The organism is Rubneribacter badeniensis, from assembly GCF_002899695.1.
Classification (GTDB): Bacteria; Actinomycetota; Coriobacteriia; order Coriobacteriales; family Eggerthellaceae; genus Rubneribacter; species Rubneribacter badeniensis.
In genome coordinates this window covers 26,921-42,006 of sequence record NZ_PPEL01000004.1, presented here as the reverse complement: position 1 = coordinate 42,006, position 15,086 = coordinate 26,921, and the positions used below count along the sequence as shown (strand labels likewise).

Below are 15,086 nucleotides of genomic sequence, written 5' to 3'. Positions count from 1 at the left end.
AGAACGCGGGCCGCCCCGCGCGTCGGCCCGCAGACGCAAAAAGGGATTGCGGCAACGACCGCACGCTTCACGGAAGAGCGCATTCGCCCCCCCACGGCAACCGAAAAAGAGGCGCCCTCCTCGGCTACGCATGCGGGGCGCAAACCGAAGGAGGCGCGAGTGGCTTTCGAAAGGCACGCGGCCTTCGGGCGCATCGACTCGTGCGCGCCGCATGCGGGCTAGGCCACCTCGTCCACGAGGTTGAGCAGCTCCTGCTTGCTGTGCACGCCGAGCTTGGCGTAGAGCGTCTTGGAGTGGCTGCGGATGGTGTTGGGCGACAGGCACAGCCGTTCGGCCAGGTACGACACGTTGCGTCCGTGCGCGAACGCCACGAGCACGTCCGTCTCGCGCGGACTCAAGGCGAACCGCTGCGCCAACACGAGGCACCGGCGGCTGATGGGGTCGGGCTCCCCGCGACCGACGCCGGACATCGCGGTACCCGCCGCACCGCCTGCGCTCGCAGCCGCTGCAAAGTCGCCCGATGCACGCGCCTCGGAAGCTCCTCGCAACACCTTCGCCCCCGTCGCCGCAAAGCTGCCCGAGACGCCGTCATCCGTCCCTGCACCGCCCACCGCCGCGCCGTCCTCCGCGCCCGCAGCCGCCACGGAGCCGCCCCCTGCCCCGCCGCCGTCCGATCCCGCGCGGCGCTGCACGAACGCATAGGCCATGGCCAGCACGTACAGCACGAGCAGCGCGGCCGTAAGCGAGGCGGTCGCCCCGACGCCGTCGCCCCCGGAGAACAGGATCACGCCAAGCTGCGTGGACGCCGCAAACACCGCGTACACCGCCCCTGCGAACAGCCCGTACACCGCCGTCGCCCGCACGCCCTTCCGACGCGCCGCGTCGATGCAAGCAGGCACCATGAGGGCTTGCATGAGGGCGTACGCCGCGAACACCGCGGCCCCTGCGACGGCGGCGAGCCGCTCCCCTCCCGCCGACAAGGCCAAAAGCAAGGTGGCCACCACGGGAAACAGGATGCGGAACAGCGCGGGGATGGTGAGCCCCGGCGCTCCGTCCTCCGATCTTCGCAGCACGACGAGCAGCACGCCCGCGCCGACGGCCATGCACGCCACGCCGGACGCCCCCACCATCGCGGGCTGCGCGCGAAGCGTCATCGTGCGGGTGAGGGCCACCGCGAAGGCGATGGAGGCCGCGCAGAACAACGGGTTGCGCACTGCCCCGAGCATCTCGCGCAAGCCCTCTTGCGGCTCTCGGGGCGCCTGTCGAAGCTCCCTCCCCGCCGTCCTGGCAGCCGAAGGCGGCGCGTCGGCGGAAACCGGCGCGCGGTCGAACGCCGCGCGCACGACGGCCAACAAGGTGGCCGAGCCGCACGCCGCCACGACGTAGGCGAGCTCCAACACGGGCAGCGGGAGAGGCTCCGTCACAAGCGAGAGCGCGGCGCAGGCGACCACCGACTGCAGCACGAGCCTCGGCACGTCGCGGAAGCCAAGGTTCGAGATCGTCTGCGCCCACGACGCCGAAAGCGCCCCCATGCCCGCCCCCACCAGCACAGCTCCCGCGGCCACGATCGTCCGGGGATCGGACGGAGCCATGGCGACGAGGCCGTACCCGGTGATCGCGCACGCAGCGGACGCGAACGGCAGCGTCCGCGACGCCGCGTGCCGCCACGGGCCGCCCCCGTCCTCCGAAGCCCGCAGCGAAGCCGCGGCGCCCATCGCCAAGAGAGCGGTGGCCATGGCGACGAGCAAGGGCACGGTCCACCACGTCAGGATGGACGGCACGTCGAAGCCCGTGCGCTCGGAGAGGCGCAGCCCTCCCCACACGGCCAACTGGCATGCGAACGACAAGAGCGCGTATCCCGCGCACGCGCACACGCGCACACGGCGCTCCCCTTCGCCTCGTATGGACCCATCCGGCACTTCGCACCCTCCTTGCGCCGCCCCGCACTCCGTCTCAGTATCGCACATCCCCGGCGGGCAAACGGCGGCTTTTCTCCTCCGAAGGCCCCTTAGGCGGCGTTTTCACCAATCCGGTGTGAGGCCCGCGAACCCCCGCAGGCAGTAAAAGACGCCGCCGCAAGCCGAACGGGCGCGTTTTCACCAATCCGGTGTGAAGCGCGCGGGCCGCCTTTGCTGCTAGGATGCGGCAGCCGGCGCGGACAGGGCGCGGGCGATAAGGGGACGCGCGACCGAACGGCGCGCGGACGAGAAAGCACAGGCAAAGACGAGAGAAGGAGCGGAACATGACGCTATCGCGACGTCAATTCCTCGCAGGTGTCGGCGCAGCCGGCATGGCGGCGGCAGGTGCGGGGCTTGCAGGCTGCGCGCCCAAGGAGGCCGTTCAGGCAACCGACGGTGGGAAGGCGGCCCAGGCGGCCGACGGGGACGGCCTCATCGCCACCGCCTCGCTCAACCCGCAGGACTACGACTACCGCCAGAACACCACCGATTTCGCAACGCTGTTCTCGCCGCTTCGGATCGGGCCGATCGAGCTCTCCCACCGCATGGTGAAGTCGGCCGCCGGATCGGCCTGCTACCTGGCCGGGTTCACCAAGGAGCTTTCGGAGTACTATGTGAACTTCGCGAAGGGCGGCGTGGAGCTCATCTGGGTGGAGGGCGAGATGCTGCCCGCAGGCGACGTGTCCGACGAGGCGATGACGTTCGGGCGCGACCTCATCGAGCAGTGCGCGGCCTACGGGGCGCACCTCGGCTACCAGTGGGCGGCCTCGGCCGCCATCCCCACGATGAGCGTCGAGGAGATCGCCCAACTCGAGGACGCCGGCGCGGCCAAAGCGGCGGCCCTCAAGGCCATGGGCTTCGAAGCCATCGAGATCAACGCCGCCGGGTTCAACGCGGGCGCGCACTTCCTGTCGCGCTTCCACAACACGCGCGACGACGAGTACGGTGCCGGCAGCCTCGAGAACCGCGCCCGCTTCGTCGTGGAGAGCATTCGCAAGATCAAGCAGGCCTGCGGCGACGATTTCGCAGTGCAGGTGCTCATCGACGCCGTCGAAGAGAACGACAACCTCACCAACGACGCCACGCTCATGACGATGGACAAGGACGTCACCGCTCCCCACAACTTGGCGAACACCGTCGAGGAGGGCATCGAGTTCGCCAAGATGTTCGAGCAAGCCGGCTGCGACTCACTGCACCTGCGCCTCGGACCCCTCGGCAACCACCCCTGCCAGTTCGGAAGCGATCTGTACTTCATCCTGAACGGCATCGAAGGCGCCACCGGCTACGGCACGCAGTGGGACTTCTCGCGGCACTTCCAGGGGCAGCTCGTCGCCAACCACAGCGGAGCGGGCATGATGCTCGACATCGCCGCGCGCTACAAGGAGGCCGTCTCCATCCCCTGCGGCACCGTCACCTACATGGATCCCGCCCACGCCCCTGACTTCTTCGAACAGGCGCTCGCCGACGGCAAGTGCGATTTCTACCTCATGAACCGGCCGCTCACCGTCGATGCCGACTACGTGGCCAAACTGCGCGAGGGCCGCATCGACGAGATCGCGCCGTGCACGCGCTGCCTGCACTGTCATATCGGCAGCAACGAGATGAACGCCGCCATGGGCTGCTGCCGCGTGAACGCCCTCACCCAGCGCGTCATGCGCGAGGGCGGCCCGGCCACCTACGAGCTTCCCCCCGTCGACGAGGCGAAGAAGGTCATGGTGATCGGCGGCGGCCCGGCCGGCATGGAGGCGGCTCGCATCGCCGCGGCGCGCGGGCACGACGTGACGCTCTACGAGAAGAAGGCGTCGCTCGGCGGTCTGCTCGACTTCGCCGCCAACGTGAAGGGACCGCATGAGAACCTCGGGGATCTGAAGAACTACCTTGCGCGGCAGCTCGAGCTGACGGGCGTGAAAGTCCAGTTGAGCACGGAAGTTGATGCGGCGCTCATCGAACAGGAGGCACCCGATGCGGTGATCCTCGCCGTCGGCGGCCTGCGCGACACGCTCGACGTCGCGGGCGAAGGGAGCGTGCCGGTGGTGGACTTCGAGCAGTTCCTGACCGCCGACATGGGCGACAACGTAGTGGTGTACGGCTCGAACGCCCAGGCGTTCGACTGCGCGCTATGGCTGACCGTCCACAGAAAGCGCGTCGTCATGGTCACACCGAGCGCCAACGAAGAGCTGGACATGCAGCAGTCGCAGCACGCGCAGCGCTTCATGACCACGGCCCTGTACGCGCTCGGCCTCAAGGTGTGGCCCAACGCGTCCATCAAGGAGGTCGGCGACGGGCAGATCGTCGTAGCCACCGAAGTGGGCACCGAGGTCGCCGTGCCGTGCGACGCCATCGTGAACGCCGCCGACCTGCTGCCGAACACGGCGCTTGTCGACGGGCTGTCCATCGAAACGCATGCGGTGGGCGACTGCGCCGAGCCGTTCAACATCGCCCGCGCCATCCAAGCGGGCAACGACGCGGGACGCGCCATCTAGCCCGCAACGCCCGTGGGGCCGCGCCGAAGGCCGGCTCCACGGACGCAGGTCGGCTTGCGAGCGCCTGATCGCAAAAAACGGGGGCGCGACTGTGCCGCGCCCCCCGCTCGAACCACGATTCCGTCTCAGCGGAAACCGCCGAAGACCCGGCTACTCGTCAAGCGCCTCGGCGATCTCGTCGGTGATGTCCATGGTGTGGTAGACGTTTTGCAAATCCTCAAGCTCCTCGAGCTTGTCCACGAGGCGCATGACCTTCTTCGCGTCGCTCACGCTCACCGCGGCGGGCGTGGTGGCCTCCATCGTGAGCTCGGCACCCTTCACCTCGATGCCCTGCTCCTCGAGGCCCTTCTTCACGGCCATGAGGTCGGTGGGCGCGGCGTAGACGATCCACTCGTCCTCGGCATCCTCGTAGTCAAGGCCGCCGGCCTCGGCCACGGCCATCATGAACTCGTCCTCGTCGGCGGCGGCGCCGTTGGGGCCGACGGGGTTCTTCTTGTCGCCCGTCTCCACCTCTTTGGCCACCATGACCTGGCCCTTGCGCTCGAACATGAACGCCACGGAGCCGGAGGTGCCGAGGTTGCCGCCGTGGTGGTTGAACGCCGCGCGCACGTCGGCGGCGGTGCGGTTGCGGTTGTCGGTGAGCGCCTCGCAGTAGATGGCCACGCCGCAGGGGCCGTAGCCCTCGTAGACCACCGTCTCGTAGTTCGCCGCGTCCTTGCCGGAGCCGAACGCCTTGTCGATGGCGGTCTTGATCTTGTCCTTCGGCAGGGAGTAGCCCTTGGCCTTCTCGATGGCGGCCGCGAGCGACGCGTTGTTGTCGGGGTTGGGGTCGCCGCCTTCCTTCGCGGCCACCGTGATGTTGCGCGACAGCTTGGAGAACAAGGCCGAGCGCTTCGCGTCCTGCGCCGCCTTGCGATGTTTCGTGGTTGCCCACTTTGAATGCCCAGACATAGACGTCCCTTCCGATGTTGCACTTGCCGACCGGTTATTTTAGCACATGCGTCAAATCCCCCGGTCGCTTTCGCACGGTCTTCAAAAAGGCCGGTCGACGGGAGCGGGAAGCAGGGCCAAAGCCGGCGAAACCAGCACGGGCGGCAACCCAAGGCGGGAAGGGCCGACGAAAGGAGCTCTTTTCGAGCAGGACGGTTCCGCAGACGAAGCCCGACGAAGGACCGCGCGATCAGCTCGGTCCCGAGCGCCGCCCCGCAGGCCCCTTCTTCGCGCGCGCAACGACCTCCTCATGGAAAAAGTAGTTCACGATGACGGGAGGATCCTCGAAAGGCCTGGTGAACGAATCGTCGTTGCGAAGATACGGCAGACCTTCGCCCAAAGCGAACCGCCGTATCTCCTCGTCGAGCAGCATCCAGTACCCGCGATCTCCTTTTCGGTAGATCGCGTGGTACAAAGGAACCAGATCGGGCCGCTTCCGCGCTATGTAGCCCAGGATCTCCTCCTTGTACGCGCCGCGCAGGTTCAGGTTCTCGAGCCATACGAGGTTGCACCGGTCCCTTGCGCGCCGGATGATCGCCGCAACGTCCGTGATGCCGGGGAAGATGGGAGAGATGAAGCAGATCGTTCGCACCCCGGCGTCGTGAAACGCCTTCATCGCTGCCAAACGGCGCTCGATGCTCACCGCGCGATCCATGTCTTTGCGAAAGCCCTCGTCAAGCATGTTGACGGACCACGACACGCGGGCGCCGGGGAAGGTTTTGATCAAATCGAGATCGCGCAGGACGAGATCGGACCTCGTCGCGATGCTGACCTTGCAGCCGCTGCCCTGCAGCTGCTCGAGCAGGGTCCTCGTCCTCCCATGCTTCTCCTCCAAGGGCTGGTACGGATCGGTGACAGAGCCGATGAACACCTCCTTCCCCTCGTATTTCCGGGGGTTCTCGATCCAGGGCCAATGCTTGACGTCCACGAATTCGCCCCACGGCTCCGAATGGCCGGAGAACCTCTTCATGAACGACGCGTAGCAGTACCTGCATCCGTGCGCGCAGCCGATGTAGGGATTCGCGGAATAGTCGCTCACGGGAAGGTTCGATTTCGACAAAACGCCCTTCGCCTCCACGTCCCTCACGATCATCTCCACCGAAACCGCCTTTCCCCGAAAGACCTCGTGCGGACCTCGCCGCCTCTTCCCTTGCCGCGCCTTGCCAAAGCGCAAGGGTGCGACGCAAAGTGCCGACCGCGGCGATCACGCTACCGGGCCACGCAGGCACCGCGGCGATCCTCGAGCCAAAGCGCCAGCTCTTCGACGCCCTCCCCCGTCCGTGCGCTCGTCACGAACACCTCGAGCCGCGGATTGAGCGCACGGGCGCGCTCCTCGAGCGCCGCGAGGTCGAAGTCGGGGTTCAAGGGCAAATAGTCGCTCTTCGTCACGATGAGCGCATCCACCACGGCGAACATGGGTGGATACTTCACCACCTTGTCCCACCCCTCGGGCACCGACAGCAGCATAACGCGGCAGTGCGCGCCCGTGTCGAACTCGGCGGGGCACACGAGGTTGCCGATGTTCTCGAGGAACAGCCATTCGAAGGACGCGCCCCCGAACGCTTCGAACGCCATCTCCACCATGCCCATCTCGACATGGCACACCCCGCGCGTGTTGAGCTCGACGGAGGCCACGCCCGCCTCCTTGATCTTGCGGGCGTCCACATCGGACTCGAGATCCGCTTCGATCACCCCGAGAGCGGGCGCAGGCGCGCCCGCGCGCCCCGCACGCGCGCGCAGCTTCTCGACGAGCGCGAGCAGAAGCGTCGTCTTGCCGGCCCCGGGCGAGGCCATCACGTCCACGAAGAACGTGCCCTCTTCGCGCCTTTGCCTGCGAAACCCATCGGCGACCTCGTCGTTGGCGGCCAGCACGCCGCGCTTCACCTCGAGCATCCTTCTTTCCATGGCTCCTCCTAAAACCCCTTGGCTAGAACCGTGTTTGCCCGGCCGTCGTGCCCCGCCCGATCAGACCGTGTTCGAAGCGGTAGGCCGCCTTGAGGTTGTAGTCGTCCTCCAGAAGATGCGGCATCTTCAGTATCTGGTCGTCAGGGCGCTTGAACAGCTTGCGGGCCTCTTGGGGGCACACGTACGCGCACTGGCCGCAGCGCTGGCACAAATGGTCGGTCACGCGGGGCCGGCCGTTGTAGTTGTCCATCGTGATGGCCTCCATTGGACAACGCTCCGCGCACGTGCCGCATGCGGTGCACAGCTTGAAGTCGGCGCCGATGTCGTAGTGCGTGCGGTACGCGAACGCGGGAAGCTTCTGCAGCTCCTCCCAGCCGCCCAGCGCCTCGGCTCCGGCCGCCCACTGGGCCGTGATGCCGCATATCTTCGGATTGCAGCAGCACACCCAGGCATGCTCCTTGCCGTAAAGGCAGTGGAGGATGAAGTTGTCGTCGCGAGATTTCCGGATGACCTCCAACGCCTCCTCTTGGCTGATGCGGCGACCGAGCCCAAGGGAGACCAGATACTCGGCATCGTCGCCCAAAGCCAAACACGTCTCGATACGGTCCCCGTTGGAGTCGCGAAAATCGGTGAGATCGCCACGCCCGAAATCCCCGAATGTCGGAAACTCTTCGCCCTTCTCGTGGCATTCGTTCACGTAGAGCGCGTAGCGGCACGAGCAGGGCTGCACGGCTATGTACTCGTGGTCTTTGATGACCGTCTCGATATCGTCGTAAGCGAGCAGTTCGTGCCCTTCCGCCACCACCTCTTTGTTGAGGGGCACCGAGTAGAACACCGGGGTGCCGGCGTAGGCATGGTCCTCAGCCAGGCCGTCGCCCAGAAGCGGCCAGTCGAAGCTCTCGGGATCCGCGTAGTACTCGTCGCAGTACGTGTAGGTGTTGACGCCCTCGGCGAAACCGGGGATGTTGTAGACGATGCCCTCGGCGCGCGTGCGGAAGGGCAGGTATGCCGCCGCGCTGAAGAACTCGCACAGCTCCTTGCACTCCTCGTAGGTTCGGCTCGACCCTTCCTGCTGCGACTTGTGGTAGTACTCGTTGACCGCGAACTCGCGCACCCACGGCATCTCGAGGTACGCCTGGACCTGCTCTTCGGTGAACAGCTTCTGCAAGCGCTTGAACATCGTGTCGTTCAGGCCCTCGCCCGCGCCGAATCCGTGCGTGTGGATGAGCGCGCGCATCTTGACGTACACGGCGGGGACGACGGTGCCGTCCTCGTTGACCCAATCGGTCTGGGAGTCGACGTACTCCTTGCGCCGGCGGTTGAGCTCCTCGAGCGGCATGGTGGAGCCGCCCAGATCGGCGATGTGCTTGGGCGTGCCCCGCCACACGGTGCCGTCGCTCAGCACGACCTCGGTCTGCCGCCCTTCATCGCCTTGCGCCGCGTTCGCGCTCGTCGACGCGCATCCGGCCATGGCGCCCATGGCCCCCATGGCGCCCATCATGCCCATGGCACCGAGGAAGCCCCTTCGCGTCATCCCTTGCGCCGCACGCGACCGAACGGCCTTCTCCACGTTTTTCGTCGTACCCTTCGTCATGCGCCTCTCCTCTCTCCTCTTCTGCACGTTAAAGCCACCCGAAACGCGACGAGCGCGCCCACCTCGCGCCGCCCGTCATCCGGCGACAGCGAGGGGCGCGGCCTCCATCGGCCCGCCGCATGCGCCCCCGTCCGCGCCCGACGCCCTCGTCCGAGCCTTCGGCGTTCGCGCGACCGGTGCCCCGCTCTTGACGGCGGCGTCTCTTGCGATCTCGATGCGGTCGATCGTGAACTCCATGCCCGAATGAAACCGGTAGTCGCGCTCGGTGCCGCATCGGGAGCATCCCCACGTCGACGGATCGAAGACGTCGATGGGGAAAACGGCATCGCATCGGTTGAAGCGCACCTTGAACGGAGAGCGCCTGACGGCGAGCCTTGCATGCTCGGCGACCGTGCCCTTCGTCAGAAACGAGAACAGCCCCTGCATGTACTCCTCGACGACATCGCGGCCCTCCCCCACCGTCAGGAAAACCGCCGTCACCTCGCTCGCGCCAGCGCTTTCCGCATGCTCGAGCACCGCCTCGACCACCCCGTGCACCAACGCCATCTCGTGCATGCCGACTCCCTTCGCCGCCTTTCGTCGCGCCCCAACGGCGCAAGCCGCATGCTATCCGGATAACCCGCAGATGAGGAAGCGCCCCTTTGGGCGAAAAGCAAAATCACCCATTTGGGCATGCCCGCTTTCGGCCCGCAAGGAGGCGCAACGCGTAAGCCCCCTCGAAGGCGTTGCGCCGCCGTCGGAACGCGCCACCGCTGGGCCTTGCGGGCTACCGTCCGAAGCTGTCAGGCGGATGGCGAGCCTGCTGGCGGCGAAGCTGCAGGGCCCGCCGACGGGGTCGCGGGCGTTTTCGAGTCTGCGGGACGTTTTCGCAGAGCGGTTGCGGGGTGGTTCCGGTAAAGGATCGGTCATTTTTTTGACGATATATGACCGGTTTGCACACTTCGGAGAGTCTGACTTGCATAAGCAGCCCCATTTCCGTTGCATTTGCAACAAAAACAGGACCTTAAAGCACTGAATAGGCGATCCACAGCGCCCTTTTCCGCGATAGCCGTAAACTATCATGGAAAATTTTCCGATTCCTTACCGATTGCGATAAACCCAGCCGTTGCGGGGACGAGTTGAGCGCGAAGGGCGGAAACGAGGGCACCGGAAGAGCGACACGCCCGCCACGTTGAACGCGCCGCCCAGAGAGCGCCGGAAGGGCAGACGCAGCGCAGAAAGGATCGGCCGCCCCGAATAGGATCACGCCTCGTCGCTCGAAGCGAGCTTCACCAGCTCTTTGTACGAATGGATGCCGCACTTTCTATAGATCATGCTTATGCGCGACTTGATCGTCCAAGGACTCAGATACAGCCGAGCGGCGATCTGTTCGCGGTTCATCCCTTGAAGCAGAAGGCCCAAAACCTCGGCCTCCTTGTCGCTCAGGCTGTAGCGGAGCGCCATTCGCTCCCGAAGCATGGCGACGTTCGCTTCATACCCCTCGTTCTCGGGAAGCTCGCCGAGCGTGAACACCACCGCGTCGCTCGCACGGCTCGGAAGGAAGGGCACAGCGGCCAGGACGACCCATGTCGAGACGATGGCAACCATCCACCAAGCCATCCGCTCCTCAAACAACTCGTGCGCAATCCAAAACAGCGTCCCTGAAACGCAAACGGCCCCTACGAACACCGCGTAGTTGGCCGGAAGCACGTCCACCAAGGCCCTTCCCTCCTCGCGGCAGACGTCTATCGAGAACGCGATGAGCGACACCTCCCCGAGAAGTATGACGAAGTAGCACAGCGGGAAGAGCAGCGACGGCATGACCTCGACAACCAGGGGCACAGAGACGAGCGTGCCCCCGCATGCAACGATGGAAAGCCTGATGAACGCTCCGAACTTCATCTCTTCGCGCGTGCTCAACGCCCGTGCCGCGCACGCTGCGGCGAATACCAGGCAGAAGGCTGCGACCATGCCGAGCGCCGACTCGTCCGAGCGACCAACCCCGAGCATGAGCAAAGTCGCGGCCTCGGCCACTCCCCATGAGAAGCCCAGGCAGATCAAGACCGAAGAAGAGTGGACGACGAGCCGATAAGCCCCTTTGCCCGAGGGCTTCCGAGGGACGGCATCTTCTGATGGGCAGAAGAGAAGCGCCTGCATCAGGGCGGATGCGAGCGCGCACCCTGCAACGACGGCAGGGCCCGCATACGGCACGCCCTCGAAGCGGGACACCAGCGCCGCCGCAGCCGGGTTGAGCAGATAGCACGAAACGAGCACGGCGAAGAACCCGAGACGTCCGGACACCCTACTGAAATCGAGAAGCCGTCCGACCCAGAAAAGAAGGGGCTGAGCCGAGAACGCTCCCGCGAACAGGGACAGCGCGACCCTGCACCATGTGCCGATAGAGGCGTTCGCAGCGGCCAAAGCGGGCTGCAAAGCCAAGCACGCAAGCGTCGCCGCGACGTACGCCGACGCGCCGAGCACGCGCTCCCTCCGCTCGGAGCTCGAGCGGAACGCAAACCGCACCCCGAAACTTCCCAGCGCGGTTCCCACAAGAAACGCAGTCTGAGCGATGAGGACGATGCCCCAGGGAACCGAGCCAGCAGACCCTGAGAAGAAACCGAGCGGCCCGCCGCCATACGTCACGACGAACATCCCGAAGCCTAGCAGAAGAAACGCCGGACCGCCCCCGTCGCGGCCGACACGCGCCATGAAGTCCACGCCGCCCCCTTCCGGTCGTCTCACCCGGTTTGCGCCTCGACCCTCTGACGAATCGAGTCGACAAGGAATTGTAGCACACGCGCATGCCGCCGCATGATGCGGGGCAGACGGCTCGAGACGAGCAAGCACCCCTCGCGCTTTCTGACAGCACGGCGACGCCGTAGCGACGGTTCGCCACGCCGCGCCCTCCCGCCCCGCCGCGCCCCTACAATCGTGCGGACGGGCCGAGGCGGCCCGCCGCCCATCGCCCGTATTTCGGAAGGAGCGCCCCATGAAGGGAAACCAGGAACTCATCGACACGCTGAACGACCTTTTGGCCGGCGAGCTGACCGCCATCAACCAGTACATGGTGCATGCCGAGATGTGCGAGGACTGGGGCTACACGAAACTGCACGACAGCTTCGAGCACCGCGCCATCACCGAAATGAAGCACGCCGAGAAGCTCATCGAGCGCATCCTGTTCCTCGAGGGGACGCCCATCGTGTCGCACCTTAACGAGATCCGCATCGGGGCGATGGTCCCCGAGCAGGTGGACCTCGACCACGCGCTCGAGGTGGACACCGTGCGCGACTACAACGAGGCCATCGTCCTAGCCGGCAAGGTGCTCGACTACGCTACGCGCGACGTCCTCATGGACATCCTCGAAGACGAGGACAAACACGTCGACGAGCTCGAGGAGCTGCAAGACCAGATCGAGCAGATGTCGCTTCAGGTGTTCCTCTCCACGCAGAACTAGCCGCACGCGCTCCTTGCCGCAGCAGGACGGGCCGCCGATCCGCGCAAAGGGTCGGCGGCCCCTTGCGCGCTCGCCTTGCGCGGCAGGCGCTCGCGGCCTTCGCGCGCCGTGCAAGCCCGAGCGCGCAAGCACAGCGCTCGTCCGCACCGCATTCGCACATCTGCCCCCAACCCGGCAAGCACGCCCGCCCCCTCGCCTTCAGCGAAACGCACTCTTTCTTGCAATCCTCCGTCAGATGATGTTGGTAGAAGCCGAATCCGCGTGCCGCGCCAACCCCATAGGCGAAACGGAAAGGCCCTTCGCCCAATGGAGGAGCCTTCTGCCCGGCCTGATCGCAAGGAATCCGATCCGAGATCCCGCGAACGCAGACCCGCATCGGCCTTGGTTTGGCACAGAGCCACTCGAAATGCCGCCGGAAGAGAGCGAGGACGAATGGGTCAGACGGGATCGGATGTCGACTGGCTACTGGCTACTGGCTACTGGCTACTGGCTACTGGCTACTGGCTACTGGCTACTGGCTACTGGCTACTGGCTACTGGCTACTGGCTACTGGCTAACGGTAAGGAATTCTGATATTTTTGACAATATATTACCGAAGATGCATATTTCTTCCCTCTTATCTCCACGAATCGGCTCGAACCGAGGGATTTCGGTACAATATCGATATCTTTTTCTGCATATTTTACCATTCTGGCTTTTTGCGCGGCCCGACCTTCTCCAGAGCGATCGCTTCGGCACAATATCGGAAAAAATTTTGGAATCCGTTACCGTAAGCAGACGATCGACGCACTGCGAAGCTGAACTCGCGCCCTAAAGCGCGCCGAGACGCGCCGCAAGGCCAAGCGCGCGCTCGAAACGGTCGCAGAACGCGACCCAGGGCCGAGCGCTTCCAAGCCATGTCGCCGCACCCCGACCTGGCACGCCGCCCTGAGCCAACGCAACGCGCGGCAAGGACAAGCATCCGCCGAGAAAAACGCTCGCACGCTCGACTTTCGTTGACAGCGAAACCTGCCGGGGCGCATGATGGCGGGAACGCATCGAAGCGGCCGCGACGCATCGACCAGGCGCGTCGGGCCGCCGTTTTCGAAGGAGATCCCCATGCGCCGCATCCACTGCCTCAACAACATCTCGCCCCTGGGCACCGCCCTCCTCACCGAAGGCTACGCGCTGTCCGACACGCTCGAGGGCGCCGACGGGGCGCTCGTGCGAAGCGCGTCTTTGCACGACGTCGAACTCCCCGAGAGCCTGCTCGCCATCGCCCGCGCGGGCGCGGGCGTGAACAACATCCCGCTCGAGCGCTGCGCCGAGGCGGGTATCGTGGTGTTCAACACCCCCGGAGCGAACGCGAACGCCGTGAAGGAGCTCGTCATCTGCGCGCTTTTGCTGGGCAGCCGCGACATCGCGGGCGGCATCGCGTGGTGCCGCGACAACGCCGGCGACGAGAACATCGCCAAAGCGGCCGAGAAGGCGAAGAAGGCGTTTTCCGGACGCGAGATCGCGGGCAAGAAGCTCGGCGTGATCGGGCTGGGGGCTATCGGCGCTGAGGTGGCCAACGCCGCCGTCGGCCTGGGGATGGACGTCTACGGCTACGACCCGTACGTGTCGGTGGGGGCGGCCTGGCGCATCTCGAGCGCCGTGCACCACGTCACGAACCTCGACGACGTGCTGCGCGTCTGCGACTACCTCACCATCCACGTGCCCGCCACGGACTCCACGAAGGGCATGATCGACGCGCGCGCTTGCTCGCTCATGAAGGACGGGGCCGTGTTCCTCAACTTCTCGCGCGATTCGCTCGTGGACGACGAGGCCATGGCCGCCGCGCTTTCCTCGGGCAAGGTGGCCGTCTACGTCACCGACTTCGCCAACCCCGCCGTCATGCGCATGGAGCATGCCGTCGTGCTGCCCCACCTGGGCGCCTCGACAGCCGAGGCCGAGGACAACTGCGCGGTGATGGCCGTGCGCGAGCTCATGGACTACCTGGACAACGGCACGATCGCAAACTCCGTGAACTACCCCGCCTGCGACCTGGGCCCCGTACCGGAGGGTCTGCGCCGCGTGGCCGTGCTGCACGAAAACGTTCCGAACGCCCTCGCCCGCATCACCAACGTGTTCGGCGACGCGGGCGTGAACATCGAGAACATGGCGAACAAGTCGCGCGGAGAGGCGGCCTACACGCTGCTCGACCTCGACGCAGGCGCGGCGGGATGGCCCGACGATGCCATTGAGCGCCTCGCCGCTCTCGAGGGCGTGCGCAGGGTGCGCGTGGTGAAGTAGCGGCTTCCCGTCGTTGCGCAACCGCTCGAAGGCCGACGCCCCGAAGGCGTCGGCCTTCGTTTTTCTCGTTTTTCGCCGAACGTGCTCGGCAGGGCATCCCCTGCGCCGTCGCGCTAACCGTCGCATGGCGAGAAAGCCGCTTCGCTTGTTCGCTTTCCGTCCACCGCAGCCGGACGCCGTGCCGGCACCCACGGCTCCTCCGGTCGCGCGAAGCGGGCGACGAAGCTGCGCAGCCCCTCGGGGAAATGGGAGCATCGCGCCAAACACAACCCAGAAAGCAGAGGGGCGTGGTCGACCACCTCCGCGCATCTTTGTTCCGACAGGTGGAATTCCGAAGCCCCGCGTCCTCCCAGACGCACTTCGTCGCAGCCGTAGCGCCCTCTCCTTCGATCGATGAAAAACCCGGCTCCGGCAACGACAAGATGACGGGCGATCGGATCGCATGATCT

10 protein-coding genes are annotated in these 15,086 nt (G+C 65.9%); 3 read left to right on the top strand and 7 right to left on the bottom strand.

The window, feature by feature from the left end:
• Positions 1-218: 218 nt before the first annotated feature.
• Complete coding sequence (locus tag C2L80_RS01855; protein ID WP_129589867.1) at positions 219-1,919, bottom strand: helix-turn-helix transcriptional regulator; 1,701 nt, start codon at positions 1,917-1,919, stop codon at positions 219-221.
• Positions 1,920-2,242: 323 nt separating this feature from the next.
• On the opposite strand from C2L80_RS01855, the gene C2L80_RS01850 reads away from it, so the two are divergent.
• On the top strand, positions 2,243-4,441 hold the full coding sequence (locus C2L80_RS01850) for an oxidoreductase (RefSeq protein ID WP_103262521.1): 2,199 nt from the start codon (positions 2,243-2,245) through the stop codon (positions 4,439-4,441).
• A gap of 150 nt (positions 4,442-4,591) precedes the next feature.
• Here C2L80_RS01850 and C2L80_RS01845 read toward each other — a convergent pair whose 3' ends face one another.
• The 6 genes from C2L80_RS01845 to C2L80_RS01820 all read right to left on the bottom strand — a co-directional run bounded on the left by C2L80_RS01845 (position 4,592) and on the right by C2L80_RS01820 (position 11,618).
• Positions 4,592-5,392 carry a YebC/PmpR family DNA-binding transcriptional regulator gene (locus C2L80_RS01845; RefSeq protein ID WP_103262520.1) on the bottom strand — a complete coding sequence of 267 codons (801 nt, stop codon included), beginning with the start codon at positions 5,390-5,392 and terminating at the stop codon, positions 4,592-4,594.
• A gap of 229 nt (positions 5,393-5,621) precedes the next feature.
• A complete protein-coding gene (locus C2L80_RS01840) occupies positions 5,622-6,524 on the bottom strand; it encodes a radical SAM mobile pair protein B (protein WP_103262534.1) in 903 nt (300 codons plus the stop codon).
• Positions 6,525-6,640: 116 nt separating this feature from the next.
• A complete protein-coding gene (gene hypB, locus C2L80_RS01835; RefSeq protein ID WP_103262519.1) occupies positions 6,641-7,336 on the bottom strand; it encodes a hydrogenase nickel incorporation protein HypB in 696 nt (231 codons plus the stop codon).
• A gap of 22 nt (positions 7,337-7,358) precedes the next feature.
• Positions 7,359-8,930: a 4Fe-4S binding protein gene (locus C2L80_RS01830; RefSeq protein ID WP_103262518.1), complete on the bottom strand. Its 1,572-nt coding sequence runs from the start codon at positions 8,928-8,930 to the stop codon at positions 7,359-7,361.
• Between the two features lie 75 nt (positions 8,931-9,005).
• The gene (locus C2L80_RS01825) at positions 9,006-9,485 is read right to left on the bottom strand and encodes a hydrogenase maturation nickel metallochaperone HypA (RefSeq protein WP_103262517.1); all 480 of its coding nucleotides are present in this window, start codon (positions 9,483-9,485) and stop codon (positions 9,006-9,008) included.
• Positions 9,486-10,172: 687 nt separating this feature from the next.
• Positions 10,173-11,618: a helix-turn-helix transcriptional regulator gene (locus tag C2L80_RS01820; protein ID WP_239938646.1), complete on the bottom strand. Its 1,446-nt coding sequence runs from the start codon at positions 11,616-11,618 to the stop codon at positions 10,173-10,175.
• Between the two features lie 280 nt (positions 11,619-11,898).
• Here C2L80_RS01820 and bfr point away from each other — a divergent pair, with 280 nt between their 5' ends.
• Positions 11,899-12,363, top strand: coding sequence for a bacterioferritin (bfr, locus tag C2L80_RS01815; RefSeq protein WP_103262515.1), 465 nt, complete (start codon positions 11,899-11,901; stop codon positions 12,361-12,363).
• Between the two features lie 1,098 nt (positions 12,364-13,461).
• Entirely contained in the window at positions 13,462-14,637 is a 1,176-nt protein-coding gene (locus tag C2L80_RS01805) for a phosphoglycerate dehydrogenase (RefSeq protein WP_103262513.1), read from the top strand.
• The last annotated feature ends 449 nt before the right edge of the window (positions 14,638-15,086 follow it).

Coding starts and splice junctions, on each gene's coding strand:
- C2L80_RS01850 (WP_103262521.1), top strand. CDS start 2,243: ATGACGCTATCGCGACGTCAATTCCTCGCAGGTGTCGGCGCAGCCGGC.
- C2L80_RS01845 (WP_103262520.1), bottom strand. CDS start 5,392: ATGTCTGGGCATTCAAAGTGGGCAACCACGAAACATCGCAAGGCGGCG.
- C2L80_RS01840 (WP_103262534.1), bottom strand. CDS start 6,524: ATGATCGTGAGGGACGTGGAGGCGAAGGGCGTTTTGTCGAAATCGAAC.
- hypB (WP_103262519.1), bottom strand. CDS start 7,336: ATGGAAAGAAGGATGCTCGAGGTGAAGCGCGGCGTGCTGGCCGCCAAC.
- C2L80_RS01830 (WP_103262518.1), bottom strand. CDS start 8,930: ATGACGAAGGGTACGACGAAAAACGTGGAGAAGGCCGTTCGGTCGCGT.
- C2L80_RS01825 (WP_103262517.1), bottom strand. CDS start 9,485: ATGCACGAGATGGCGTTGGTGCACGGGGTGGTCGAGGCGGTGCTCGAG.
- C2L80_RS01820 (WP_239938646.1), bottom strand. CDS start 11,618: ATGGCGCGTGTCGGCCGCGACGGGGGCGGTCCGGCGTTTCTTCTGCTA.
- bfr (WP_103262515.1), top strand. CDS start 11,899: ATGAAGGGAAACCAGGAACTCATCGACACGCTGAACGACCTTTTGGCC.
- C2L80_RS01805 (WP_103262513.1), top strand. CDS start 13,462: ATGCGCCGCATCCACTGCCTCAACAACATCTCGCCCCTGGGCACCGCC.